At 64.2% G+C, this 24,804-nt stretch carries 21 protein-coding genes; 9 read left to right on the forward strand and 12 right to left on the reverse strand.

The genetic code is table 11. The annotated features are described in order from the left end of the window. The 8 genes from greA to grpE all read right to left on the reverse strand — a co-directional run bounded on the left by greA (position 1) and on the right by grpE (position 10,425). Positions 1-477, reverse strand: a complete 477-nt coding sequence (gene greA / locus A9513_RS20220) for a transcription elongation factor GreA (RefSeq protein WP_017518953.1) — start codon at positions 475-477, stop codon at positions 1-3. After that, positions 474-3,695, reverse strand: a complete 3,222-nt coding sequence (gene carB / locus A9513_RS20225) for a carbamoyl-phosphate synthase large subunit (RefSeq protein WP_038803373.1) — start codon at positions 3,693-3,695, stop codon at positions 474-476. Before carB ends, greA begins: the two co-directional genes overlap by 4 nt. Before the next feature lie 19 nt (positions 3,696-3,714). Beyond that, the gene (gene leuE, locus A9513_RS20230) at positions 3,715-4,368 is read right to left on the reverse strand and encodes a leucine efflux protein LeuE (RefSeq protein WP_141678477.1); all 654 of its coding nucleotides are present in this window, start codon (positions 4,366-4,368) and stop codon (positions 3,715-3,717) included. 44 nt (positions 4,369-4,412) lie between these two features. Then, positions 4,413-5,549, reverse strand: a complete 1,137-nt coding sequence (gene carA / locus A9513_RS20235; RefSeq protein ID WP_024765312.1) for a glutamine-hydrolyzing carbamoyl-phosphate synthase small subunit — start codon at positions 5,547-5,549, stop codon at positions 4,413-4,415. 188 nt (positions 5,550-5,737) lie between these two features. Next, entirely contained in the window at positions 5,738-6,544 is an 807-nt protein-coding gene (dapB, locus tag A9513_RS20240) for a 4-hydroxy-tetrahydrodipicolinate reductase (protein WP_024765311.1), read from the reverse strand. A gap of 57 nt (positions 6,545-6,601) precedes the next feature. After that, a complete protein-coding gene (gene dnaJ, locus A9513_RS20245) occupies positions 6,602-7,732 on the reverse strand; it encodes a molecular chaperone DnaJ (RefSeq protein ID WP_065085395.1) in 1,131 nt (376 codons plus the stop codon). 122 nt (positions 7,733-7,854) lie between these two features. Beyond that, positions 7,855-9,771, reverse strand: a complete 1,917-nt coding sequence (gene dnaK / locus A9513_RS20250) for a molecular chaperone DnaK (RefSeq protein WP_065085396.1) — start codon at positions 9,769-9,771, stop codon at positions 7,855-7,857. Positions 9,772-9,861: 90 nt separating this feature from the next. Next, complete coding sequence (gene grpE, locus A9513_RS20255) at positions 9,862-10,425, reverse strand: nucleotide exchange factor GrpE (RefSeq protein ID WP_024765309.1); 564 nt, start codon at positions 10,423-10,425, stop codon at positions 9,862-9,864. A gap of 198 nt (positions 10,426-10,623) precedes the next feature. On the opposite strand from grpE, the gene recN reads away from it, so the two are divergent. Continuing rightward, positions 10,624-12,300, forward strand: a complete 1,677-nt coding sequence (gene recN, locus A9513_RS20260) for a DNA repair protein RecN (protein WP_037014362.1) — start codon at positions 10,624-10,626, stop codon at positions 12,298-12,300. 73 nt (positions 12,301-12,373) lie between these two features. On the opposite strand, the gene fur is transcribed toward recN, so the two are convergent. Then, positions 12,374-12,778 (reverse strand): ferric iron uptake transcriptional regulator, encoded by a 405-nt coding sequence (gene fur / locus A9513_RS20265; protein ID WP_009613072.1) that lies wholly within the window; start codon positions 12,776-12,778, stop codon positions 12,374-12,376. 96 nt (positions 12,779-12,874) lie between these two features. On the opposite strand from fur, the gene A9513_RS20270 reads away from it, so the two are divergent. Further along, positions 12,875-13,411 (forward strand): outer membrane protein assembly factor BamE, encoded by a 537-nt coding sequence (locus tag A9513_RS20270; RefSeq protein ID WP_024765307.1) that lies wholly within the window; start codon positions 12,875-12,877, stop codon positions 13,409-13,411. A 72-nt stretch (positions 13,412-13,483) separates the two neighbouring features. Here the strand turns inward: A9513_RS20270 and A9513_RS20275 are convergent, their stop codons facing one another. Together A9513_RS20275 and A9513_RS20280 are read right to left on the reverse strand one after the other, a co-directional pair. Then, positions 13,484-13,792: an RnfH family protein gene (locus A9513_RS20275; RefSeq protein ID WP_024765306.1), complete on the reverse strand. Its 309-nt coding sequence runs from the start codon at positions 13,790-13,792 to the stop codon at positions 13,484-13,486. Further along, positions 13,785-14,219, reverse strand: a complete 435-nt coding sequence (locus A9513_RS20280) for a type II toxin-antitoxin system RatA family toxin (RefSeq protein ID WP_024765305.1) — start codon at positions 14,217-14,219, stop codon at positions 13,785-13,787. The genes A9513_RS20275 and A9513_RS20280 overlap by 8 nt, the downstream gene beginning before the upstream one ends. A 176-nt stretch (positions 14,220-14,395) precedes the next feature. Between A9513_RS20280 and smpB the strand changes: the two genes are divergently transcribed. Continuing rightward, complete coding sequence (gene smpB / locus A9513_RS20285) at positions 14,396-14,875, forward strand: SsrA-binding protein SmpB (RefSeq protein ID WP_024765304.1); 480 nt, start codon at positions 14,396-14,398, stop codon at positions 14,873-14,875. A 36-nt stretch (positions 14,876-14,911) separates the two neighbouring features. On the opposite strand, the gene A9513_RS20290 is transcribed toward smpB, so the two are convergent. Beyond that, positions 14,912-15,688, reverse strand: coding sequence for an FCD domain-containing protein (locus A9513_RS20290; RefSeq protein ID WP_024765303.1), 777 nt, complete (start codon positions 15,686-15,688; stop codon positions 14,912-14,914). Positions 15,689-16,030: 342 nt separating this feature from the next. On the opposite strand from A9513_RS20290, the gene A9513_RS20295 reads away from it, so the two are divergent. The 6 genes from A9513_RS20295 (at position 16,031) to A9513_RS20320 (ending at position 24,659) form a co-directional block, all read left to right on the forward strand. Continuing rightward, entirely contained in the window at positions 16,031-17,710 is a 1,680-nt protein-coding gene (locus A9513_RS20295) for a lactate permease LctP family transporter (RefSeq protein ID WP_065085397.1), read from the forward strand. A 161-nt stretch (positions 17,711-17,871) separates the two neighbouring features. Then, a complete protein-coding gene (gene lldD / locus A9513_RS20300) occupies positions 17,872-19,017 on the forward strand; it encodes an FMN-dependent L-lactate dehydrogenase LldD (RefSeq protein WP_065085398.1) in 1,146 nt (381 codons plus the stop codon). 194 nt (positions 19,018-19,211) lie between these two features. Beyond that, positions 19,212-22,022, forward strand: a complete 2,811-nt coding sequence (locus A9513_RS20305; RefSeq protein WP_065085399.1) for an FAD-binding and (Fe-S)-binding domain-containing protein — start codon at positions 19,212-19,214, stop codon at positions 22,020-22,022. A gap of 206 nt (positions 22,023-22,228) precedes the next feature. Then, the gene (locus tag A9513_RS20310) at positions 22,229-22,906 is read left to right on the forward strand and encodes a response regulator (RefSeq protein ID WP_037017122.1); all 678 of its coding nucleotides are present in this window, start codon (positions 22,229-22,231) and stop codon (positions 22,904-22,906) included. Positions 22,907-22,953: 47 nt separating this feature from the next. Continuing rightward, positions 22,954-24,306 carry a HAMP domain-containing sensor histidine kinase gene (locus A9513_RS20315; RefSeq protein WP_065085599.1) on the forward strand — a complete coding sequence of 451 codons (1,353 nt, stop codon included), beginning with the start codon at positions 22,954-22,956 and terminating at the stop codon, positions 24,304-24,306. An 86-nt stretch (positions 24,307-24,392) separates the two neighbouring features. Then, positions 24,393-24,659 (forward strand): hypothetical protein, encoded by a 267-nt coding sequence (locus A9513_RS20320; protein WP_065085400.1) that lies wholly within the window; start codon positions 24,393-24,395, stop codon positions 24,657-24,659. The last annotated feature ends 145 nt before the right edge of the window (positions 24,660-24,804 follow it).

Consider the following 24,804-nt stretch of genomic DNA (forward strand, 5'->3'; position numbering starts at 1 on the left):
TCAGGCGTGGCGGACTTCAACGATCTCGTACTCGACATCGCCACCCGGAGTCTTCACCAGAACGGCATCGCCTTCGGTCTTGCCGATCAGCGCACGGGCGATCGGCGAGTTGACGGAGATCTTGCTGTTCTTGATGTCCGCCTCGTCGTCACCGACGATCTGGTAGGTCACCGTCTCGTCGGTCTCGACGTTGGCGATGTCCACGGTAGTACCGAAGATCACCTTGCCACTGTGCGGAATGGTGGTCACGTCGATGATCTGCGCGTTGGACAGCTTGGCCTCGATGTCGCGGATGCGAGCCTCGGACATGCCCTGCTGCTCACGGGCGGCGTGGTACTCGGCGTTTTCCTTGAGGTCGCCCAGTTCACGCGCTTCGGCGATGGCCTGGGTGATCTGCGGACGCAGAACGGTCTTCAGGTATTTCAGTTCTTCTTCCAGGGCGCGAGCGCCCTGGACGGTCATTGGAAATTTGCTCATGCGTTGATTCCTGCATGGAGATCCTGCAGACGGCGAACGGTCTTCTCGGGACCGAACTTGAGCGCCTCACAGATCGCCTGCCCCGCCGCGATGGTGGTGGTGCAGTAGATCTTGTGCTGCAGGGCGTTACGACGGATGGAATACGAGTCAGCGATGGACTGGCGGCCTTCGGTGGTGTTGATGATCAGAGTGACTTCGTCGTTCTTGATCATGTCGACCACGTGAGGACGGCCCTCGGTCACCTTGTTCACGCGACGCACCGGCAGGCCGGCAGCCTCGATCACCTTGGCGGTGCCGGCGGTGGCGACTACCTCGAAGCCCAGCGCGACCAGATCGCGGGCGACCTGAACGGCTTGCGGCTTGTCGTCCTCGCGGACGCTGATGAAGGCGCAACCGGCGTTCGGCAGGATTTCACTGGCGCCCAGCTGGGCTTTCGCGAAGGCCTCACCGAAGCTGTCGCCGACACCCATCACCTCGCCAGTGGACTTCATCTCTGGGCCGAGGATCGGGTCGACGCCGGGGAACTTGGCGAACGGGAACACCGCTTCCTTGACGCTATAGTAAGGCGGGATCACCTCTTCGGTGAAGCCGACTTCGGCCAGGGACTTGCCAGCCATGACGCGGGCCGCCACTTTCGCCAGCGACTCGCCGATGCACTTGGAGACGAACGGCACGGTACGGGACGCACGCGGGTTCACCTCGATCACATAGATGTCCTCGCCCTGAACGGCCATCTGCACGTTCATCAGGCCGACCACGCCGAGCTCCAGGGCCATCTTCTTGACCTGTTCGCGAATCTCATCCTGGATGTGCTGCGGCAGCGAGTACGGCGGCAGCGAGCAGGCGGAGTCACCGGAGTGCACGCCAGCCTGCTCGATGTGCTGCATGATGGCGCCGATCACCACGGTCTCGCCGTCGCACACCGCATCGATGTCGACTTCGATGGCGCAGTTCAGGAAGCGGTCCAGCAGCACCGGGCTGTCGTTGGAAACCTTCACGGCCTCGCGCATGTAGCGCTTGAGCTCTTCTTCCTGGTAGACGATTTCCATCGCGCGGCCGCCCAGTACGTACGACGGGCGCACCACCATCGGGTAGCCGATGTTCTTCGACAGCTCCAGGGCCTGGTCTTCGCTGCGCGCAGTGGCGTTGGCCGGCTGGCGCAGGTTCAGACGCTGGACCATCTGCTGGAAGCGCTCGCGGTCTTCGGCGCGGTCGATGGCGTCCGGGCTGGTACCGATGATCGGTACGCCGGCTTCTTCCAGGGCGCGGCAGAGTTTCAGCGGGGTCTGGCCGCCGTACTGCACGATGACGCCCTTGGGCTGCTCGACGCGGACGATTTCCAGCACGTCTTCCAGGGTCACCGGCTCGAAGTACAGGCGATCGGAGGTGTCGTAGTCGGTGGAAACGGTTTCCGGGTTGCAGTTGACCATGATGGTCTCGTAACCGTCTTCACGCATGGCCAGCGCGGCGTGTACGCAGCAGTAGTCGAACTCGATACCCTGGCCGATGCGGTTCGGACCGCCGCCCAGGATCATGATCTTGTCGCGAGTCGACGGATTGGCTTCGCACTCTTCCTCGTAGGTCGAGTACATGTAGGCGGTGTCGGTGGCGAACTCGGCGGCGCAGGTGTCCACGCGCTTGTACACCGGCAGCACCTTGAGCTTGTGGCGATGGTTGCGCAGGTTCTTCTCGGTCACACCCAGCAGGGTGGCCAGGCGCGCATCGGAGAAGCCCTTGCGCTTGAGCTTGAGCATCAGGTCGCGATCGATGGCGGACAGACCCAGGGTCTTTACACGCTCCTCGTCCTTGATCAGGTCTTCGATCTGCACCAGGAACCACTCGTCGATGCGGGTCAGGTCGAAGACTTCGGCAATGCTCTTGCCGGCGCGGAAGGCGTCGGCGACGTACCAGATGCGGTCGGCATTGGGCACGGTCAGCTCGCGCTTGAGGATGCTCTCGGCTTCCGGATTGCTCAGGTCGAGCTTCGGATCGAAACCGGTGGCGCCGACTTCCAGGCCGCGCAGGGCTTTCTGCACGGACTCCTGGAAGGTACGGCCGATGGCCATGACTTCACCCACGGATTTCATCTGGGTGGTCAGGCGGGCGTCGGCTTTGGGGAATTTCTCGAAGGCGAAACGCGGGATCTTGGTGACGACGTAGTCGATCGCCGGCTCGAAGGACGCCGGGGTGCGGCCGCCAGTGATGTCGTTCTGCAGTTCGTCGAGGGTGTAGCCGACAGCCAGCTTGGCGGCGATCTTGGCGATCGGGAAGCCGGTGGCCTTGGACGCCAGCGCCGAGGAACGCGATACGCGCGGGTTCATTTCGATCACCACCATGCGGCCGGTGTTCGGGCAGATGCCGAACTGCACGTTGGAACCGCCGGTTTCCACGCCGATCTCACGCAGCACCGCCAGCGAGGCGTTGCGCATGATCTGGTATTCCTTGTCGGTCAGGGTCTGCGCCGGCGCGACGGTGATCGAGTCACCGGTGTGCACGCCCATCGGGTCGAAGTTCTCGATGGCGCAGACGATGATGCAGTTGTCCTTCTTGTCGCGGACAACTTCCATCTCGTATTCCTTCCAGCCGATCAGCGATTCGTCGATCAGCAGTTCGTTGGTCGGCGACAGATCCAGACCGCGGGTGCAGATTTCTTCGAATTCCTCCCGGTTGTAGGCAATGCCGCCGCCGGTGCCGCCCATGGTGAAGGACGGGCGGATGATGCACGGGAAGTTGACCTTCTCCAGCACGCCGTAGGCTTCTTCCATGCTGTGGGCGATACCCGAGCGCGGGCAGGCCAGGCCGATATCACGCATGGCCTTGTCGAAGCGCGAACGGTCTTCGGCCTTGTCGATGGTGTCGGCGTTGGCGCCGATCATTTCCACGCCGAACTGCTCCAGAACGCCGTGACGCTCCAGGTCCAGGGCGCAGTTCAGCGCGGTCTGGCCGCCCATGGTCGGCAGCAGCGCGTCGGGGCGTTCCTTCTCGATGATCTTGGCGACGGTCTGCCACTTGATCGGCTCGATGTAGGTGGCGTCGGCCATGGCCGGGTCGGTCATGATGGTGGCCGGGTTGGAGTTCACCAGGATGACACGGAAGCCTTCTTCCTTCAGGGCCTTGCAGGCCTGCGCGCCGGAGTAGTCGAACTCGCAGGCCTGGCCGATGACGATCGGGCCGGCGCCGAGGATCAGGATGCTCTTGATGTCTGTACGCTTGGGCATGGGACTCTCGTTGCAATATTCAGGAAAGGGTTGCGCTGGCCAGCTTCACGCCAAAGCCGACGAACAGGGCGCCGACGCCGCTCGAGGCGCCGGCAGCCAGCCGTTGCCGTCGACGGAACCAGGCCGCCAGACGCACACCGGAGAAAATCAGGAAGCTGAGGTACAGGGCGCTGATGATCTCGAGGATCGTGCCCAGTACCAGGAACGACAGGCCGGGATAGGCGTAACCCGGGTCGACGAACTGGATGAAGAAGGAGATGAAGAAGAGGATCGCCTTGGGGTTGGACAGGCTCAGCAGCAGCGCCTTGCGGAACGGCTGGTTGACGTCCACTTCCTTGGCCGGCGCGGCGGCCGCATCCAGTGGCTGGCGGAGCTTCTGCCAGCCTCCACGGAGCATGCCTAACCCTAAGTAGAACAGGTAGGCGGCGCCGACGTACTTCAGGCCCAGGAACAGCATCGGCTCGGCCTTGAGGACCGAGGCGATACCCAGCGCCGACAGGAACATCAGGATCGCATCGCCCAGGAACACCGCGCTCGCCGCCCGGTAGCCCGAGGCCACGCCGCGCTGGGCGGCAGTGGCGAGGACGAACAGCGAGTTCGGCCCCGGCAACAGGACGATGAACAACGTACCCAGGACATAGGTCCAGAGGTCGGTGATTCCCAGGGTCGGCATCATCTTCTTCTACCTTTTCCGTCTCTCTCGAGAAAAGCCGGGACTCAGCGGCGCTCGGCCATCGCCGCGATGAAGCGGTCGAACAGCGGAGCCACGTCGTGCGGGCCGGGGCTGGCTTCCGGGTGCCCCTGGAAGCTGAAGGCCACCTTGTCGGTGCGCTCGACGCCCTGCAGGGTGCCGTCGAACAGCGACTTGTGGGTGGCGCGCAGGTTGGCCGGCATGCTTGCCTCGTCCACGGCAAAACCGTGGTTCTGGCTGGTGATCATCACCACACCCGAATCCAGGTCCTGCACCGGGTGGTTGGCGCCATGGTGGCCGTGGCCCATCTTCACGGTTTTCGCGCCGGAAGCCAGGGCCAGCAGTTGGTGACCCAGACAGATGCCGAAGATCGGCGTCTCGGTGTCGAGGAACTCGCGGATGGCCTGGATGGCGTAGTCGCACGGCTCGGGGTCGCCAGGGCCGTTGGAAAGGAAGATGCCGTCCGGGTTCAGGGCCAGCACTTCGCTCGCCGGGGTCTGCGCCGGCACCACGGTCAGGCGGCAGCCGCGGGCGACCAGCATGCGCAGGATGTTCAGCTTCACGCCGAAGTCGTAGGCGACCACGTGGTACGGCAGGTCGGCGGCGGCGATTTCCGGGTGGCTGTCGGTTTCCAGGTTCCAGACGCTGGAGCGCCACTCGTACTTCTCGGTGGAGGACACGACTTTCGCCAGGTCCATGCCCTTCAGGCCCGGGAAGCCGCGTGCCAGTTCGAGAGCTTTTTCCTCGGTGGCGTCGTCGCCGACCAGGATGCAGCCGTTCTGCGAACCTTTCTCGCGCAGGATGCGGGTCAGGCGGCGGGTGTCGATGCCAGCGATGGCAACGGTGCCGTTCTCCTTCAGGTAGTCCGGCAGGGACTGCTTGTCGCGCCAGCTGCTGGACAGCAGCGGCAGGTCACGAATGATCAGGCCGGCGGCCCAGACCTTGTTCGACTCGGCGTCTTCGGGCGTGGTGCCGGTGTTACCGATGTGCGGGTAGGTCAGGGTGACGATCTGTTGGGCGTAGGAAGGATCGGTAAGGATTTCCTGGTAGCCGGTCATGGCGGTGTTGAACACCACCTCTCCGACGGTCTGGCCGTCGGCGCCGATGGCTTCACCGCGAAAAACGCTGCCGTCGGCAAGTGCAAGTATGGCTGGCTTAGTCAAGAAGACCTCCCGTAGTTCAAGCCTGGCTGGGCGTGCGCAGATTGTAAAAAAGCGGGATGACATCAGAAGAAGTCATCCCGCTTTTTATGTGATTCATGCTGCGCTGCTTTTAGTGGACACACTAAAGCTGTAGTTTACAGAAATGCGACATCATGGTCCACCTTTTGCACGACGTACGGCCATGCCACTCAGCGAAGGCCAAGTACGTCCTGCATGTCGTACAGGCCGCTGGCCTGCCCCTCCAGCCATTGCGCAGCACGCACGGCGCCACGAGCAAAGGTCATGCGGCTAGAGGCCTTGTGGGTGATTTCCACGCGCTCGCCATCCGCGGCGAACAGCACGGTGTGGTCGCCCACCACGTCGCCAGCACGTACGGTGGCAAAACCGATGGTCTCGCGCGAACGAGCGCCGGTCTGACCTTCACGACCGTAGACAGCCACCTTCTCGAGATCACGACCCAGGGCGTTGGCGACCACTTCACCCATGCGCAGCGCGGTGCCGGAGGGCGCGTCGACCTTGTGACGGTGATGCGCCTCGAGGATCTCGATATCCACATCGTCACCCAGCACGCGGGCGGCGGTATCGAGTAGCTTCAGGCAGAGGTTCACGCCCACGCTGTAGTTGGCTGCGAAGACGATCGGGATGTCCTTCGCCGCTTCGTTCAGCAGCTCCTTCTCGGCCGCGGAAAAGCCCGTGGTGCCGATGACCATGGCCTTGCCGGCCTTGCGGCAGACTTCCAGGTTCTTCAGGGTCACGGTCGGATGAGTGAAGTCGATCAGCACATCGAACTCGTCGACCACCTTGGCCAGGTCGCCCGACAGCGGCACACCAATACGGCCCAGGCCGGCCAGCTCGCCCGCGTCGGCGCCCACCAGGGTGCTGTCCGGGCGGTCTACCGCAGCAGTCAGGCCAGCGCTGCCGCCAGTCTGCTGCACGGCCTCGATCAGGGTCTTGCCCATGCGCCCGGCGGCGCCCATTACGGCTATACGTCGCATATAAAACAGCTCCAAGCTAAAAAGGCCCCGGGCGATTCGCACCACCGGGGCCCTGTATCACAGATCGTCGAAGAAGCGCTTCATGCCCTCGAACCAGCCACTGGCCTTGGGCGAATTGGAGGAGTTGCCCTGCAGGGTGCCACGGAACTCTTCGAGCAGCTCGCGCTGACGCTTGTCCAGCTGCACTGGCGTCTCCACCACCACGCGACACATCAGGTCGCCGGCACCGCCGCCGCGCACCGGGGCAACGCCCTTACCGCGCAGACGGAACAGCTTGCCGGTCTGGGTGCCTTCGGGGATCTTCAGCTTCACGCGTCCATCCAGGGTCGGCACTTCCAGCTCGCCACCCAGGGCTGCATCGGCGAAGCTGATCGGCACTTCGCAGTACAGGTGCTTGCCGTCACGCTGGAAGATGTCGTGCTCACGCACGTTCACCACCACATACAGATCGCCCGCCGGGCCACCGTGGGCGCCGGCCTCGCCTTCGCCGGTCAGGCGGATGCGGTCACCGGTATCGACGCCGGCCGGCACTTTTACCGACAGGGTCTTGTGCTCTTCCACACGACCCTGGCCGTGGCAGGAGCCACAAGGGTCGGTGATCATCTTGCCGCTGCCATGGCAGCGCGGGCAGGTCTGCTGCACCGAGAAGAAGCCCTGCTGCATGCGCACCTGGCCGATACCACCGCAGGTGGTACAGGTGACCGGCGTAGTGCCGGGCTTGGCGCCACTGCCGCTGCAGGTCTTGCAGCCGACCAGGGTCGGAACGCGGATGGTCACGGTAGTGCCGCGCACCGCGTCTTCCAGGTCCAGGTCGAGGGTGTAGCGCAGGTCCGCGCCACGGGCCGGGCCGCTACGGGAACCACCGCGGCCGCCACCACCACCGAAGAAGTCACTGAAGACATCACCGAAGATGTCCGAGAAGCTTGCGCCACCAAAGCCTGCACCGCCGCCACCCATCTGCGGATCGACACCGGCATGGCCGTACTGATCGTAGGCCGCACGTTTGCTGGCGTCGGACAGGACCTCGTACGCCTCGTTGGCCTCCTTGAATTTATCCTCGGCCTCCTTGTCGCCGGGATTGCGGTCCGGGTGGAACTTCATGGCGAGCCGGCGATAGGCCTTCTTCAGGTCCGCTTCGCTGGCGCCGCGCTCGACACCCAGTACCTCGTAAAAATCACGTTTGGCCATAACTTTCCTGCACTCTAAAAACCGTTCCCCCAGACACGCCAACGCGGGAGCAAGCCCCCGCGTGACGTTTCATGCGCACCGACACGCTGGTCGGTGCGCCGGAGCGGAAGCAAGCACGCGGCTTACTTGTTCTCCTTGACCTCTTCGAACTCGGCGTCGACGACGTCGTCGCCAGCCTTGTCGTCAGCGGTCTCGCCCTGAGCGGCAGCACCCGGCTGCGGCTGTTCGGCGTACATCTTCTGCGCCAGCGGAGTGGACGCCTGGGACAGCGCGTTCATCTTCGCTTCGATCTCGGCCTTGTCGTCGCCTTTCACGGCCACTTCCAGCTCGCCGAGAGCCTTCTCGATGGCAGCCTTCTCCTCGGCAGTGGCCTTGTCGCCAGCCTCGGTGACCATCTTGCGAGTCGCATGGACCAGTGCATCGCCCTGGTTGCGGGCAGCGGCCAGCTCCTCGAACTTGCGGTCTTCCTCGGCATTCGCCTCGGCGTCGCGGACCATCTGCTGGATCTCGTCCTCGGACAGACCGGAGGAAGCCTTGATCACGATGGACTGCTGCTTGCCGGTAGCCTTGTCCTTGGCGCCGACGTGCAGGATGCCGTTGGCGTCGATGTCGAAGGTCACTTCGATCTGCGGCACGCCGCGCGGAGCCGGCGGGATGTCGGCCAGGTCGAACTTGCCCAGCGACTTGTTCTGCGCGGCTTGCTTGCGCTCGCCCTGCAGCACGTGGATGGTCACGGCGCCCTGGTTGTCATCGGCAGTGGAGAACACCTGCGACTTCTTGGTCGGGATGGTGGTGTTCTTGTCGATCAGCGCGGTCATCACGCCACCGAGGGTTTCGATACCCAGGGTGAGCGGGGTGACGTCGAGCAGCAGCACGTCCTTCACGTCGCCGGCCAGCACGGCGCCCTGGATGGCAGCACCCATGGCAACGGCTTCGTCCGGGTTGACGTCCTTGCGCGCTTCCTTGCCGAAGAACTCGGCAACGGTCTTCTGCACCAGCGGCATGCGGGTCTGACCGCCGACCAGGATCACTTCGTCGATCTTCGAGACATCGAGGCCCGCATCTTTCAGCGCAACGCGGCACGGCTCGATGGTGCGAGCAACCAGATCTTCCACCAGGGATTCCAGCTTGGCGCGGGACACCTTGACGTTCAGGTGTTTCGGGCCGGAAGCGTCAGCGGTGACGTACGGCAGGTTGACGTCGGTCTGCTGGGTCGAGGACAGCTCGATCTTGGCCTTCTCGGCAGCTTCCTTCAGGCGCTGCATGGCCAGCGGGTCGCCCTTGAGGTCCATGCCGGATTCTTTCTTGAACTCCTCGACGAGGTAGTCGATCAGGCGCAGGTCGAAGTCTTCACCACCCAGGAAGGTGTCGCCGTTGGTGGCCAGCACTTCGAACTGGTGCTCGCCGTCGACTTCGGCAATTTCGATCACGGAAACGTCGAAGGTACCGCCACCCAGGTCATAGACAATGATGGTGTGGTCGCCCTTGGCCTTGTCCAGGCCATAGGCCAGCGCAGCCGCGGTCGGCTCGTTGATGATGCGCTTGACGTCCAGACCGGCAATGCGGCCGGCATCCTTGGTGGCCTGACGCTGGCTGTCGTTGAAGTAGGCCGGGACGGTAATGACCGCTTCGGTGACCGGCTCGCCCAGGTAGTCCTCGGCAGTCTTCTTCATCTTCTTCAGGACTTCGGCGGAGACCTGCGGCGGAGCCATCTTCTGGCCCTTGGCCTCGACCCACGCATCGCCGTTGTCAGCCTTGACGATGTTGTAAGGCACCATCTTGATGTCTTTCTGTACGACATCTTCTTCGAAGCGACGGCCGATCAGACGCTTGACCGCATACAAAGTGTTCTTCGGGTTGGTCACAGCCTGGCGCTTCGCCGGCTGACCTACGAGGATTTCGCCATCGTTGGCGTAGCCAATGATCGACGGGGTGGTACGAGCGCCTTCGGCGTTCTCGATGACCTTGACGTTACCGTTCTCCAGGATGGACACACAGGAGTTGGTGGTCCCCAGGTCGATACCAATGATTTTGCCCATAATTCACTCTCCAGAAATTAGATTCCGCGCTGACCCTGTTGCGGGTCTTTGGCTCGGTTGATTACCCAGATGGGGACCGGGTGATGGATTTCAAGCCTTCTCGTCGATCGAAGGCGGAGTTTGTTCCGGCGCCTTGCTGACCACGACCATGGCCGGGCGCAGCAGGCGACCGTTGAGCAGGTAGCCCTTCTGGAACACCTTGACCACACTGCCCGGCTCGAGGCGGATGCTCTCTTCCATGGCCATTGCCTGGTGGTGCTCGGGGTTGAACGGCTCGCCGTGCGGGTCGACCGGCTCGAGGTTGTAGCGCACCAGCGTGTCGTGGAACATCTTCAGCGTCAGCTCGATGCCTTCGCGCATCGGCTTGATCGCTTCGTCTTCCGGGTTCGACATCTCCAGCGCCCGCTCGAGGGTATCGACGATCGGCAGCAAGTCGCCGGCGAATTTCTCCAACGCGAACTTGTGCGCCTTCTCCACGTCCTGCTCGGCACGGCGGCGGACGTTCTGCAGCTCGGCAACAGCGCGCAGGCTCTGGTCCTTCGCCGCGGCCACCTGTTCTTCCAGCTCCAGCACGCGGGCGTTCAGATCCCCGGTAGCGCCGGCTTCGGGCTGCTCGTTGAACTGGGAATCCTGAGTCTGTTGTTCGTCAGACATGCCACTCTCCTAAAAAGAAAATAAGCCTTTGAAAACAAGGCGAACCCAATGGTCCGCGGCTCTGGCGTGTATATGGGGCGCTTTTTTTTTACTTCAAGGGCCTGGACTTCAGGGACCAACCAGCAAGCGACGAGGGAGAATTGCCAGCCGCAAAAAATACTGTATAAATAAACAGACATCTTTGCGGAGCCGCCGCCCATGTTGGTTCATCTGTCCGTTCACAATTACGCCATCGTCGAGCACCTCGATCTCGAGCTCGCCGCCGGCATGACCGTGATCACCGGCGAAACCGGCGCCGGCAAGTCGATCATGCTCGACGCCCTCGGCCTTGCCCTGGGCGACCGTGCCGACAGCGGCGTGGTACGCCCCGGCTGCGACAAGGCCGACATTCTCGCCAGCTTCGATGTCAGCGCGATTGCCGAAGCCCGCGACTGGCTCGCAGAGCGCGACCTGGAACAGGATGGCCCGTGCATCCTGCGCCGGGTGATCACCGCCGAAGGTCGCTCCCGCGCCTACATCAATGGCACACCCTGCCCACTCGGTGACCTCAAGCACCTGGGCGAACTGCTGATCGACATCCACAGCCAGCACGAACACCAGTCGCTGCTCAAGGCCGATACCCACCGCCGCCTGCTCGACGAATTTGCCGGCAGCCAGGATCTGGCGCGCCAGGTGCACCTCGCCGCGCAACGCTGGAAGCAGACCCACCAGGAACTGGACCGCCTGTCACGCAACGGTGACGAACAGCGCGCTCGTCATCAGTTGCTCAGCTATCAGCTGGAAGAACTGGAGAATCTCGGCCTGGGTGACAATGAACTGGAGGCTCTGGAAGCCGAACACAAGACCCAGAGCAACGCCGGCAGCCTGATCGCCGCCTGCCGCCAGGTGGTCGAACTGTGCAGCGAAAACGACGCCGGCAATGTGCTGTCGGCGCTGACTTCCAGTCTCAATCGGCTCACCGCCTTCCAGAGCCAGCCAATCGCCTTGAGCGAAGCGGTGAACCTGCTGTCCAGCGCGCAAATACAGGTGGAGGAAGCTATCGGCGAACTGAACCGTTTCGTCGACCACTTCGACGCCGACCCCCTGCGCCTGCAGCAGCTGGAAGAGCGCATGGATGCTATCTATAGCCTCGCCCGCAAGCACCGCGTGCAGCCCCACGAACTACAGGATCTGCAACAACGCCTGCTGGACGAGCTGGAAGCGCTGAATGCCGACGACGAAGCCGTCGACCGCCTGGGCGAAGAGCTCGCCGCCTACGCTCGTCATTACCAGGAGAAAGCTGCAGAGCTCAGCCAACTTCGTCGCGCCGCCGCACCACAACTGGCCAAGGCCGTGGAAGTGGAAATGCAGCGCCTGGGGATGCCTGGGGGCCGCTTCTCCATCGATTTGCGCGACGCCACCTCCGATGAGCCTCAGGTGAACGGCCTGGAACAGCTGGAATTCCTGGTCAGCGCCAACCCCGGCCAACCCATGAAAGGCCTGGCGAAAGTCGCCTCGGGCGGTGAGCTGTCGCGCATCAGCCTGGCCATCCAGGTGATCACCGCGCAGACCTCGCGCATTCCCACCCTGGTCTTCGACGAGGTGGACGTCGGCATCGGTGGCCCCACCGCCGAAGTGGTCGGCCAGTTGCTGCGCCGCCTCGGCGATCGCGGCCAGGTGCTGACCGTCACCCACCTGCCGCAGGTCGCCGCACAGGGCCACCAGCACCTGTTCGTGCACAAGGACCGCGACACCAGCGAAACCCGCACCGCCGTGGCCAACCTGAAAAAAGCCGAACGCATCGAGGAAGTCGCCCGCATGCTCGGCGGCGTCGACCTGACCAAAGAATCCCTGGCCCACGCGCGCAAGATGGTGGACTCCGCCGTGCAGGATTGACCCCTTTCTTGGAAGGAGCGAGCACAAACGAAAACGGCGACCCGAGGGTCGCCGTTTCTGCATCTGCGTACGCTTACTTCTTCTTGCGCACGTAGAGCACCAGGTTGTGATCGACGAGCTCGAAGCCGCGCTCCTTGACGATCTCTTTCTGGCGTTTCTCGATTTCAGAGTCCATGAACTCGATGACTTCGCCGGTGTCGACGCAGACCATGTGGTCATGGTGACCGCTGTCGGCCAGCTCGAAGACGGCATGGCCGCCGTCGAAGTTGTGGCGCACCACCAGGCCGGCGGCTTCGAACTGGGTCAGGACGCGGTAGACGGTGGCCAGACCGACGTCTTCACCCGCCTCCATCAGCGCCTTGTAAACATCCTCTGCGCTCATATGGCGCTGCTCGGCGGAGTCGAGCATCTGGAGGATCTTGACGCGCGGCAGCGTGACCTTGAGTCCGGCTTTGCGCAGTTCGCTATTTTCAACCATGTGTGCTTTCTCGCCGCGGAATGCTTCGCAGCACCCCTCAATACAGGTATGATCGGGATTTCGTCGCTCAGCCAAGATAGTGGAAGTCACCCCTTGATGCAAAACGCCAAGCTCATGCTGACCAGTCTCGCTTTCGGGCTGGGACTCGCCGCACTCGCCGGTTGCTCGTTCCCGGGGGTCTACAAGATCGATATCCAGCAGGGCAACGTTGTAACGCAGGATATGATAGACCAGTTGAAGCCCGGAATGACCCGACGCCAAGTGCGGTTTATCATGGGCAACCCGTTGATCGTGGATACTTTCCACCCCAATCGCTGGGATTACCTGTACAGCATCCAGCCCGGCGGCGGCCAGCGCCAGCAGGAGCGGATGAGCCTGTATTTCGGCCAGAACGACCAGTTGGTCGGCCTGAACGGCGACTTCATGCCTGGCGTCAGTCGCGACGAATCGATCCTCGGCAAGGACGGCGTCACCCCGCCACTGGCCCCGGAAGCGCCTCAGCAGCAGCCCGAGCAACCCAAGGAGCAACCGGCCAAGCCCGGCTCCGTGGAAGAGCAGATCCAGAAGGAAGTCGATCAGGTGGAAACCGTACCGATCCCGACTCCGGAACCGCTGGACAAGAATCCGCAGTAAGGGATTCGTGCCAACGAAAAAGCCCGGCCAATGCCGGGCTTTTTTGTTGCCCGTGGTTTCATCACCGAAGTATCAGCCGCGCGCCGCCTTGGCTCTCGCCGCGCGCTGCTTGCGCACTTCCTTGGGATCGGCGATCAGCGGGCGATAGATTTCTACCCGCTCCCCTTCTTCCAGCACGCGCTCGTCGGGCCTGGCCACTACCTTGCCGAAGATGCCCAGCGGACAGCTCTGCACATCCAGATCGGGAAAATGAGCGGAAATATCCGACAGCGCCACCGCCTCGCGCATCCGAGTGCCACGGGGAACACTCAGGCGCAGCAGCATCTGCTTTTCCGGCAAGGCATAGACCACCTCGATGGCGATACTCGCGGATTCAACCATGCAGCTGCTTGGCACGCTGGCAGAAGGCGTCGACCATGGTGTTCGCTGCCTGGGTGAACAGCGGGCCGAGCGTGGCTTTCACCAGCGCTCCGGCGTAGTCGAAGGTCAGGTCCAGGGAAATCTTGCAGGCCTTGTCACCCAGCGCCTTGAAGGTCCACACGCCATGCAGCTGGGTGAACGGCCCCTCCTCGAGGTTCATCTCGATGCTCTGCCCCGGCACCAGCACGTTACGGGTGGTGAAGCGCTGGGTAATGCTGCCCTTGGCCACGGTCAGCTCGGCGCGCATGGCCGTATCGCTTTCCGCCAGTACGGTGGAAGCCGAACACCAGGGCAGGAACTCCGGGTAGCGCGCCACATCGTTGACCAGGTCGTACAGCGCCTTCGCCGGATAGGGCAGCAGGGCCGAACGCTGGATATGCGTGCTCATAGATTTCTCGCTTTGTGTTGTGGGGCATCTGACCGACATCTGACCGGACAGCAGCGCCCTCTGATCAAAAAAACAGCGCGCATTCTCCGAGATTAGCCACGCACCCTCAAGCTTGCATGCCGTCGCATGCTGTCCCGATAGCGGCGCGGCGAGTGACTCCCTATAATGCGCGGCCTATGGCTAAACAGAAGAAACACCCTTCGGGGACCATCGCGCAGAACAAGAAGGCTCTGCACGACTACTTCATCGAGCAGCGCTTCGAGGCAGGCATCGCCCTGGCCGGCTGGGAAGTGAAAAGCCTGCGCGCCGGCAAGGCGCAGCTGGTGGACAGCTACGTGCTGCTCAAGGATGGCGAGGCCTGGCTGCTCGGCAGTCACATCACGCCGCTGACCACTGCCAGCACCCACGTCATCGCCGACCCGGTGCGCACGCGCAAGCTGCTGCTGCACAAGCGCGAGCTGGGCAAGCTGTTCGGCGCCGTGCAGCAGAAGGGCTACGCCTGCGTTGCGCTGTCGATGTACTGGAAGAAGCACCTGATCAAGTGCGAGATCGCACTGGCCAAGGGCAAGAAAGAGTACGACAAGCGCGGCACCGAGAAGGAGCGCGACTCCGACCGGGAAATCCAGCGCGCCATTCGTCACGGCAAGGACGACTGAGCCTCCAAGCGCCCTCCTGCGAGGGCGTGTTGCCAGTCAGGCGTCCACCGCGCCCTGGCGTCGCTGCGCGCGTTGCAGGCGCAATTCCTTCGCCTGTACCTCGGCCAGCACTTCCTGCACGTAGTCGATATGCCGCTGGGAAATCTCCCGCGCCGCTTCCGCGTGCCCGCCAATAATCGCCTCGTACAACTCGCGGTGCTGACGCATCAGTTGCTCGCGCGTCTCGTCACGCTGTGCGTACATCCCGCCGATATTGGTCACCACATTGCGCTTGAGCAAATCGAACAGGCCACGAATGGTGTGCAGCAGCACGGCGTTGTGGCTGGCCTCGGCGATGGCCAGATGGAACGCCGCGTCCGCCGCCCCCTCCTCCGCACGACTGACCTTGCCCACCCGCAGATAGCAATCCTGCAGCGTATCGAAGGACTGCTTCAGGCGCTGGTGATCCACCTCGGTTGCACGCAACGCCGCGTAATAGGCGCAGGAGCCTTCCAGGGTGTGGCGGAACTCCAACAGATCGCGCTGTGCCTCCGGATTGCTTTCCAGCAGGTGCAGCAGCGGATCGCTGAACATGGAGCCCAACCCCTCGCTGACATAGTTGCCTCCGCCCTGGCGACTGACCAGCAGCCCCTTGGCGCCGAGCTTCTGGATCGCCTCGCGCAGTGAGGGCCGCGACACGCCGAACTGCTCGGCCAGCACGCGCTCGGCGGGCAAGCGCTCGCCAGCCTTGAGAGTGCCCTCAAGGATCATCGCTTCCAGCCGCTCGACGATGTCGTCCGACAAACGGCGCTGCTTGACCTGACCAAAACTCATCTTCGTGAACCCCCTCGCTCTCTCACTCTGAGCCGCGCTCCAGACGCGCTCTGCACAGCGCGCGGCAGCCTACCCAGTGGCGCCGCCGGCAACAAGACCAGCTCACGTTCCCGAGCGCCCTCGACAAAAGTCGCAGAGCAGTAAATTGACACGTCGCCAGCAGGGCTTTTACCCTGAGCGCTCAGCCTTGTAAATTGGTAATACCAATTTACCGCAAGCTGGATTGCACCACAACATAAAGCCGCGATCAGTCGACCGTCTGCCCACGCGCCACAAGCGCACCGGAATCGCCCGACCGGCAACCAGGCCCTCCACCCAAAAACAATTAGGGAGCCAACACAGATGCAAACCTGGCAGCAGATCTATACTCCGCTCGGCAGCCTCGGCCTGTCCGCGCTGGTCGCCGTCATCCCGATCGTGTTCTTCTTCCTCGCCCTCGCCGTGTTCCGCCTCAAGGGCCACGTCGCCGGCAGCATCACCCTCGCCCTTTCCGTCATCATCGCCATTGCCGCCTTCGGCATGCCCGCCGACATGGCCATCGCCGCTGCCGGCTATGGCTTCGCCTACGGCCTGTGGCCGATCGCCTGGATCATCTTCGCGGCGGTGTTCCTCTACAAACTCACGGTCAAGAGCGGCCAGTTCGAAGTGATCCGCAGCTCGGTGCTGTCGATCACCGGCGACCAGCGCCTGCAGGTGCTGCTGATTGGCTTCTCCTTCGGCGCGTTCCTTGAAGGTGCGGCGGGCTTCGGCGCACCGGTGGCAATCACTGCCGCCCTACTCGTCGGCCTGGGCTTCAACCCGCTGTACGCTGCCGGCCTGTGCCTGATCGCCAACACCGCGCCGGTGGCCTTCGGCGCCCTGGGCATCCCGATCATCGTGGCCGGCCAGGTCACCGGTATCGACGCCTTCAAGATCGGCGCCATGACCGGCCGCCAATTGCCGTTCCTGTCGATCCTCGTACCGTTCTGGCTGGTGTTCATGATGGACGGCTTCAAGGGCGTGAAGGAAACCTGGCCGGCCGCCCTGGTCGCCGGGGGCAGCTTCGCCATCACTCAGTACTTCACCTCCAACTTCATCGGCCCGGAGCTGCCGGACATCACCTCCGCGCTGGTCAGCCTGATTTCCCTGACCCTGTTCCTCAAGGTCTGGCAGCCGGCCAGCGAGCGTGCAGTGGTCGCTAACGCAGGTGGCGCGGCGGTCATGGGCAGCGGCAACGGCGCTCGCAGTACCGAACCCTCGCCCTACAGCTTCGGCGAAATCCTCAAAGCCTGGTCGCCCTTCCTGATACTGACCGTACTGGTCACCCTCTGGACCCTGAAGCCGTTCAAGGCGTTGTTTGCCCCGGGCGGCGCGCTGTATAGCCTGGTGTTCAACTTCTCCATCCCGCACCTGGACCAGTTGGTGGTGAAAACCGCCCCCATCGTCGCCAACCCGACGCCGATTGCCGCCGTGTTCAAGCTGGACCCGATTTCCGCCACCGGCACCGCGATCTTCCTCTCCGCCGTGATCTCGATGCTTGTTCTGCGGATCACTGCGAAAACTGGTCTGACCACCTTCAAGGAAACCCTGCTTGAGCTGAAGTGGCCGATTCTCTCCATCGGCATGGTGCTGGCCTTCGCCTTCGTCACCAACTACTCGGGCATGTCCACCACCCTGGCGCTGGTCCTGGCCGGCACCGGCGCAGCGTTCCCGTTCTTCTCGCCTTTCCTCGGCTGGCTGGGCGTGTTCCTCACCGGTTCGGATACCTCCTCCAACGCGCTGTTCAGCTCGCTGCAAGCCACCACCGCGCACCAGATCGGCGTCAACGACACCCTCCTGGTCGCGGCCAACACCAGCGGTGGCGTGACCGGCAAGATGATCTCGCCGCAGTCCATTGCCGTGGCCTGCGCCGCCACCGGCATGGTCGGCAAGGAGTCCGACCTGTTCCGTTTCACCCTCAAGCACAGCCTGATGTTCGCCGCCATGGTGGGCCTGATCACCCTCGCGCAGGCGTACATCTTCACCGGCATGCTCGTGCATTAAGGGAGTCATCGCCGCCCCGTCGTTCACAGACAGAACGGCGGGGCGGCCGGCCCAGGCGCCACGCGATAGCTGCAACAAGCCCGGCAAAGCGTCTAGCTTGTTCAGGGTTCCTGCCGTCACCGTGACGCCTTAATCGACAGACCTTCAACGATGGGACGCCCATGATCATTTCTGCCTCTACCGACTACCGCCCCGCGGCCCAACGCAAGCTGCCGCCGTTCCTCTTCCACTACGTCGACGGTGGCGCCTACGCCGAGCGCACCCTGCGCAACAACGTCGACGACCTGGCCAGCATCGCCCTGCGCCAGCGCGTGCTGAAGAACATGTCCGAACTGAGCCTGGAGACGAAGCTGTTCGACGAGACGTTGAGCATGCCCATCGCCCTGGCCCCGGTCGGCCTGACCGGCATGTACGCCCGGCGCGGTGAAGTACAGGCAGCCCGCGCAGCGGCCGCCAAAGGCATTCCCTTCACGCTGTCCACGGTGTCGGTCTGCCCTATCGAGGAAGTCGCCCCGGCCATCGACCGCCCCATGTGGTTCCAGCTCTACGTGCTCAAGGACCGCGGCTTCATGCGCAACGCGCTGGAGCGCGCCAAGGCCGCCGGTGTGAAGACCCTGGTGTTCACCGTCGACATGCCGGTGCCCGGCGCCCGCTACCGCGACGCCCACTCCGGCATGAGCGGCCCGAACGCGCCGCTGCGCCGCGTCTGGCAGGCTATGACCCACCCGGCCTGGGCGCTGGACGTCGGCCTGCTGGGCAAGCCCCATGATCTGGGCAACATCTCCAAGTACCGCGGCAACCCCACCGGCCTTGCCGACTATATCGGCTGGCTGGGCGCCAACTTCGACCCGTCGATTTCCTGGAAGGACCTGGAGTGGATCCGCGAGTTCTGGGACGGCCCGATGATCATCAAGGGCATCCTCGATCCGGAAGATGCCAAGGACGCGGTGAAATTCGGCGCCGACGGCATCGTCGTCTCCAACCACGGCGGCCGCCAGCTCGACGGCGTACTCTCCAGCGCCCGCGCCCTGCCGGCGATTGCCGATGCGGTGAAAGGCGACCTGAAGATCCTCGCCGACTCGGGCATCCGCAACGGCCTGGATGTGGTGCGCATGATCGCCCTGGGCGCGGACACTGTGCTCATTGGCCGCGCCTTCCTCTACGCCCTGGCCACCCACGGCGAGGCCGGCGTGAAGAACTTGCTGGACCTGTTCGAGAAGGAAATGCGCGTGGCCATGGTGCTCACTGGCACCAAGACCATCGGCGAGATCACCCGTGATTCGCTGGTGCGCGAACTGGGCGCGTAATCGCTCTTCGTAGCGCGCATAACCTGGAACGGGCTATGCGACGTTCCTGCGGTGTATGACGCTGGCGCGTTATACACCCTACGAGAGCGGTAGCCTGGGAGCATCCCGGCAAAAAGCGCACCTTGTGTACGCAAAAAAAGAACACCGATGGGCCGTCCAGCGGCCCACGCTCACCGATGATGAATGGAGCTGCCATGAGCCTCCCCGCCGCCTTCCTCGATACGGTAGAACACCTGATTCCCCGCGAACGCCGTTTCGACGACCCGCTCTCGACCCTGGCCTTCGGCACCGATGCCAGCTTCTATCGGCTGATCCCCAAGCTGGTGATCCGCGTCGAGAGCGAGGATGAAGTCGCCACGCTGCTCAAATCCGCCCACGCCCACCAGGTCGCAGTGACCTTCCGCGCTGCCGGCACCAGCCTCTCCGGCCAGGCCGTGAGCGACTCGGTACTGCTGGTGCTGGGTGACAACTGGAATGGCCGCGACATTCGCGAAGGCGGCACGCAGATCCGCCTGCAGCCCGGCGTCATCGGTGCCCAGGCCAACGCCTGGCTGGCGCCTTTCGGCCGCAAAATCGGCCCGGACCCGGCCTCGATCAACGCCTGCAAGATCGGCGGCATCGTCGCCAACAATGCCAGCGGCATGTGCTGCGGAACGGCGCAGAACAGCTACCACACCCTCGCCGGCATGCGCCTGCTGCTGGCCGATGGCACCCTGCTGGACAGCGAGTTGCCCGGGAGCATCGCCGCCTTCCGCGAAAGCCACGGCGCGCTGCTCGAGCAGCTCGCCGAACTGGGCCGACAGACCCGCGCCAACCCCTCGCTGGCCGCGAAAATCCGCCACAAGTACCGCCTGAAGAACACCACCGGGCTGTCACTCAATGCGCTGGTCGATTACGACGAGCCGCTGGATATCCTCACCCACCTGATGGTCGGCTCCGAGGGCACCCTGGGCTTCATCAGCGCAGTGACCTACGACACCGTGCCGGATCACCCGCACAAGGCCAGCGCGCTGATCGTCTTCCCCGACGTGGAAACCTGCTGCAAGGCCGTGACCGTGCTCAAGCAGCAACCGGTATCCGCCGTGGAGCTGCTGGACCGCCGCAGCCTGCGCTCGGTGGAAAACATGCAAGGCATGCCGGTATGGGTGAAGAGCCTCTCCGAAGGCGCCTGCGCGCTGCTCATCGAATCCCGCGCGGCGACCCAGTCGCTACTGCACGAACAGCTTGAACAAATCATGGCCTCCATCGCCGATTACCCGGTGGAGAAGCAGGTCGACTTCAGCGAAGACCCGGTCGTCTACAACCAGCTCTGGCGCATTCGCAAGGACACCTTCCCGGCCGTCGGCGCGGTGCGTGAGACTGGCACCACGGTGATCATCGAGGACGTCACCTTCCCCGTCGAACAGCTCGCCGAGGGCGTGAACCGCCTGATCGGGCTGTTCGACAAGCACGGCTACGACGAAGCCATCCTGTTCGGCCACGCGCTGGAGGGGAACCTGCACTTCGTCTTCACCCAGGGCTTCGAGTCCCCCGAACAGATCACCCGCTACTCGGCCTTCATGGACGACGTCGCGCACCTGGTCGCCGTGGAGTACGGCGGCTCGCTGAAGGCCGAACACGGCACTGGGCGCAACATGGCGCCCTTCGTCGAGCTGGAATGGGGCCATGACGCCTACCAGCTGATGTGGCAACTCAAGCGTCTCCTCGACCCCACTGGCATCCTCAATCCCGGCGTGGTGCTGACCGACGACCCGCAGCTGCACCTGAAGAACCTCAAGCCGCTGCCAGCCGCCGACGAGATCGTCGACAAGTGCATCGAATGCGGCTTCTGCGAGCCGGTCTGCCCGTCCAAGGGGCTGACCCTGAGCCCGCGCCAGCGCATCGTGATGTGGCGCGACATCCAGGCCAAGCGCCGCGCCGGCATCGACACCACCGAACTGGAGCGCGACTACCAGTACCAGGGCATCGACACCTGCGCCGCCACCGGCCTGTGCGCCCAGCGCTGCCCGGTGAACATCAACACCGGCGAGCTGATCAGGAAGTTGCGCGGCGAAGAGGCGCACCACGCCGGTACTGCCACCTGGCTGGCACGCAACTTCTCAACCGCCATGAAGGGCACGAAGTTCATGCTGCATGCGGCCAACGGTGCGCGCATGCTGCTCGGTGCGCCTCGCCTGGCCCGCCTCAGCGCCTCCCTGAGCCACGCCAGCAAGGGCCGTGTGCCGCAGTGGACGCCGGCAATGCCGCAACCGGTGCGCCTCGCAGCAGCGCCGCGCACACTCGATGACAGCCGCCCACGCGTGGTCTACCTGACTGCCTGCGTGTCCCGCGCCATGGGTCCGGCGGCGGCGGACGAGGAACAGATGCCGCTGATCGACAAGACCCGTCAGTTGCTGGAGAAAGCCGGCTATCAGGTGATCTTCCCGGACAACGCCGACAACCTCTGCTGCGGCCAGCCTTTCGCCTCCAAGGGCTACCAGCAGCAGGCTGACGCCAAGCGCGACGAGCTGCTCGCCGAGCTGCTGCGCGCCAGCCGTGGCGGCCTCGATCCGATCTACTGCGACACCAGCCCCTGCACCCTGCGCCTGGTGCAGGAGCTGGCCGATGACCGACTGAAGATCTACGACCCGGTGAAGTTCATCCGCACCCACCTGGTCGAGCGCCTGGACTTCCAGCCGCAGGACAAGCCGGTGGCCGTGCATGTCACCTGCAGCACCCAGCACCTGGGCGAAAGCCAGGCGCTGATCGAGCTGGTCAAGCGCTGCACCCGCGAAGTCGTGATCCCCGAGGGCATCCACTGCTGTGGCTTCGCTGGCGACAAGGGCTTCACCACGCCCGAGCTCAACGCCCACTCGCTGCGCACGCTCAAGGACGCGGTGCAGTACTGCGAGGAAGGCGTCTCCACCAGCCGCACCTGCGAAATCGGCCTGTCCGCCCACGGCGGCATCGACTATCGCGGGGTGGTCTATCTGGTGGACCGCGTGACTCGGGCGCGCCCTCTCTAACGCTGGTGGGTCGCGAACATGGCTGGCTCCTGCCGGCCCCGGCCAACGAGGGAGCGGACTCTGTCCGCGCTCGAACCCCAGCCCACGGCGTCATCCCCTTGTTAACGCCCTGTTAAGCCGGCGCTGTCACCCTCTGCCGCAAAACCGCCGCGGCGGCTATCCTGCTCGGGATGGCCGCGGCGGCGCTGCGCGATAAGGGAGCGAAGATGAGAATCCTGTTGGCGGAAGACGACCAGTTGCTGGGCGATGGCATTCGCGCGGGGCTGGGGCTGGAAGGCGACACCGTGGACTGGGTGAACGACGGTGTCGCCGCCGAGCAGGCGCTGGAAACCGACGAGTTCGACCTGCTGGTGCTCGACCTTGGCCTGCCGCGCAAGGACGGTCTGGAGGTGCTGCGCAGCCTGCGTCGGCGCGGCGACCTGACGCCGGTCCTGATCCTCACCGCCCGCGACAAGGTGGCTGATCGCGTCGCAGGCCTGGACGCCGGCGCCGACGACTACCTGACCAAACCCTTCGACCTCGACGAGCTGCTGGCCCGCGTTCGCGCCCTCACCCGTCGCCATACCGGGCGCGCCGCACCGCTGCTGAAACATGGTGAGCTCTCACTGGACCCGGCCACCCACCAGGTCAGCCTGGCGGGCGCACCGGTCGATCTGGCCCCGCGCGAATACGCGCTGCTACGCCTGCTGCTGGAGCAACGCGGCAAGGTGCTGTCCCGTGCGCGACTGGTGGAAGCCCTCTACGGCTGGGACGGAGACCTGGAGAGCAACGCCATCGAAGTCCACATTCACCACCTGCGGCGCAAACTGGGCAACAGCCTGATCCGCACCGTGCGCGGCATCGGCTACGGAATCGACCGCCCCGAAGGCGCCACCCAACCTTGAGCGGCACGCCGCGCCGCGCCGGCTCCATCAGCCGGCGCCTGCTGCTGATGCTGATCGGCGGCGTTTCCCTGCTGTGGCTGGTGGCCGGGCTGTTCACCTATCAGTTGACCCGCGAACAGGTGAACCGCCTCTACGACCAGGACATGATCGACTTCGGCCAGGCCGCCCTGAGCCTGGTGGACATCGCCGACGCCATCGATCCGCAGTCCAGCGACGCCATGGAAATCCTCGCGCGCAGCCGCAAAGCCATCGAAGGGCTGCCGCTGCTTCGCCGCGAAGCCTCACTTGGCTACGCTATCTGGTATCGCGGCCAACCGCTGCTCGCCACGCACAAGCCCCCGAACGGCATCGAGGCACAACCGCCGGGCTTCTCCGACTTGCTCAGCGGCGACGTCAACTGGCGTGTACTGCAGATGGCCACGCCGGGCGCCGACGAAGTGCGCATCTGGGTCTTCGAGAACCTGCATTACCGCCACAAGACGCTGCACCTCTTGCTGTTCAGCGCTCTGTTCCCGCTATTGCTGGCGCTGCCGCTGATCGGTGTGCTGGTGTGGTTCGGCGTGCGCCAGGGTCTGGCTCCCTTGCGCAGCCTGATCGAGCAGGTGCACCAGCGCAGCGCCCACAGTCTGCACCCACTGGCCTTGAGCCGGGCGCCAGTGGAGGTACACAGCCTGGTCAACGAACTGAACCTGCTGCTGGAGCGCCTGAACTCGGCGATGGAGGCCGAACGCCGGCTGACCAGCGACGCCGCCCACGAAATCCGCACACCATTGGCGAGCCTGCGCACCCACGCCCAGGTAGCGCTGCGCTCTTGCGACCCTGCCGCCCACGCCCATGGCCTGCAACAGGTCAGCCGCAGTGTCGAGCGGATCAGCGCGCTGATGGAGCAGATTCTCCTCCTGGCCCGTCTGGACGCCGAAGAACTGCACGAAATCTTCGCCCCCGTGGACCTGCGCCTGCTGGCCGAAGACACCATCGCCGACCTCGCGCCCCAGGCCATCGACAAGCAGATCGACCTGACTCTCGACAGCCAGGAAGCCACCCTGCCAGGCGTCGCCGCCTGGCTCGGGGTGATGCTCACCAACCTGGTCGGCAATGCCTTGCGCTACACCCCCGAAGGCGGCCGCGTTTCCGTCACCCTGGAAACCAGCAGCGACCGTCTGACGCTCTGGGTCCGCGACAACGGCCCCGGCGTCGCCCCCGCCGAGCGTGCGGCGATCTTCACCCGCTTCTACCGCAGCCCCAGCGTCGCCAGCAGCAGCGGCAGCGGGCTGGGCCTGCCCATCGTCAAGCGCATCGTGGAAATCCACCGCGGGCGCATCAGCCTGCACGAAGGGCTGGAAGGCGCAGGCCTTGGCGTTTGCGTCGAACTCCCGACAACAACCGGCCAAATACTCTGAACCCCGCGTAAAAAACCGCAGTCCACCCTGTACGGCCGGCCTTTACGGGCCGCCGACCATCGGTCCAACGTGACAGGAGAACTGCCATGAAACGCGCCGCCCTGCTCATCACCGCCACCCTGCTGGCCTCGCCGGCCTTTGCTGACGACCTGTGCAGCACCAACCTGCAGAAAGTCGACGACGCGGTGAAAACCACCACCAACAACACCCAGGCCCAGGAACAGGCGATGCGCCTGCAGGAAAAGGCCGCCCAGGCCCAGGCCGCCGGCAACACCAAGGAATGCATCGCGCACACCGAAAAAGCCCTGAAGCTGCTCAAGGACAACGCCGGCGACGGCGGAGCCAACGGGTGACCCCGGTCGCGGTGACCGGCCACTGCGCCGGTCGCCGCCCATAACGGCGGCGAAGCCTGCGCCATTCGCGAGGCCGCAGTTCGTTCCCCAGCCTTCGCCGCTCCCTAAGATGGTGCGATTCCCGATCACAAGAATCACAACGGAA

Source organism: Pseudomonas sp. AU12215 (genome assembly GCF_001675465.2).
Classification (GTDB): Bacteria; Pseudomonadota; Gammaproteobacteria; order Pseudomonadales; family Pseudomonadaceae; genus Pseudomonas; species Pseudomonas nitroreducens.

Coding starts and splice junctions, on each gene's coding strand:
- greA (WP_017518953.1), bottom strand. CDS start 477: ATGAGCAAATTTCCAATGACCGTCCAGGGCGCTCGCGCCCTGGAAGAA.
- carB (WP_038803373.1), bottom strand. CDS start 3,695: ATGCCCAAGCGTACAGACATCAAGAGCATCCTGATCCTCGGCGCCGGC.
- leuE (WP_141678477.1), bottom strand. CDS start 4,368: ATGCCGACCCTGGGAATCACCGACCTCTGGACCTATGTCCTGGGTACG.
- dapB (WP_024765311.1), bottom strand. CDS start 6,544: ATGCGACGTATAGCCGTAATGGGCGCCGCCGGGCGCATGGGCAAGACC.
- dnaJ (WP_065085395.1), bottom strand. CDS start 7,732: ATGGCCAAACGTGATTTTTACGAGGTACTGGGTGTCGAGCGCGGCGCC.
- dnaK (WP_065085396.1), bottom strand. CDS start 9,771: ATGGGCAAAATCATTGGTATCGACCTGGGGACCACCAACTCCTGTGTG.
- grpE (WP_024765309.1), bottom strand. CDS start 10,425: ATGTCTGACGAACAACAGACTCAGGATTCCCAGTTCAACGAGCAGCCC.
- recN (WP_037014362.1), top strand. CDS start 10,624: ATGTTGGTTCATCTGTCCGTTCACAATTACGCCATCGTCGAGCACCTC.
- fur (WP_009613072.1), bottom strand. CDS start 12,778: ATGGTTGAAAATAGCGAACTGCGCAAAGCCGGACTCAAGGTCACGCTG.
- A9513_RS20270 (WP_024765307.1), top strand. CDS start 12,875: ATGCAAAACGCCAAGCTCATGCTGACCAGTCTCGCTTTCGGGCTGGGA.
- A9513_RS20275 (WP_024765306.1), bottom strand. CDS start 13,792: ATGGTTGAATCCGCGAGTATCGCCATCGAGGTGGTCTATGCCTTGCCG.
- A9513_RS20280 (WP_024765305.1), bottom strand. CDS start 14,219: ATGAGCACGCATATCCAGCGTTCGGCCCTGCTGCCCTATCCGGCGAAG.
- smpB (WP_024765304.1), top strand. CDS start 14,396: ATGGCTAAACAGAAGAAACACCCTTCGGGGACCATCGCGCAGAACAAG.
- A9513_RS20290 (WP_024765303.1), bottom strand. CDS start 15,688: ATGAGTTTTGGTCAGGTCAAGCAGCGCCGTTTGTCGGACGACATCGTC.
- A9513_RS20295 (WP_065085397.1), top strand. CDS start 16,031: ATGCAAACCTGGCAGCAGATCTATACTCCGCTCGGCAGCCTCGGCCTG.
- lldD (WP_065085398.1), top strand. CDS start 17,872: ATGATCATTTCTGCCTCTACCGACTACCGCCCCGCGGCCCAACGCAAG.
- A9513_RS20305 (WP_065085399.1), top strand. CDS start 19,212: ATGAGCCTCCCCGCCGCCTTCCTCGATACGGTAGAACACCTGATTCCC.
- A9513_RS20310 (WP_037017122.1), top strand. CDS start 22,229: ATGAGAATCCTGTTGGCGGAAGACGACCAGTTGCTGGGCGATGGCATT.
- A9513_RS20315 (WP_065085599.1), top strand. CDS start 22,954: ATGCTGATCGGCGGCGTTTCCCTGCTGTGGCTGGTGGCCGGGCTGTTC.
- A9513_RS20320 (WP_065085400.1), top strand. CDS start 24,393: ATGAAACGCGCCGCCCTGCTCATCACCGCCACCCTGCTGGCCTCGCCG.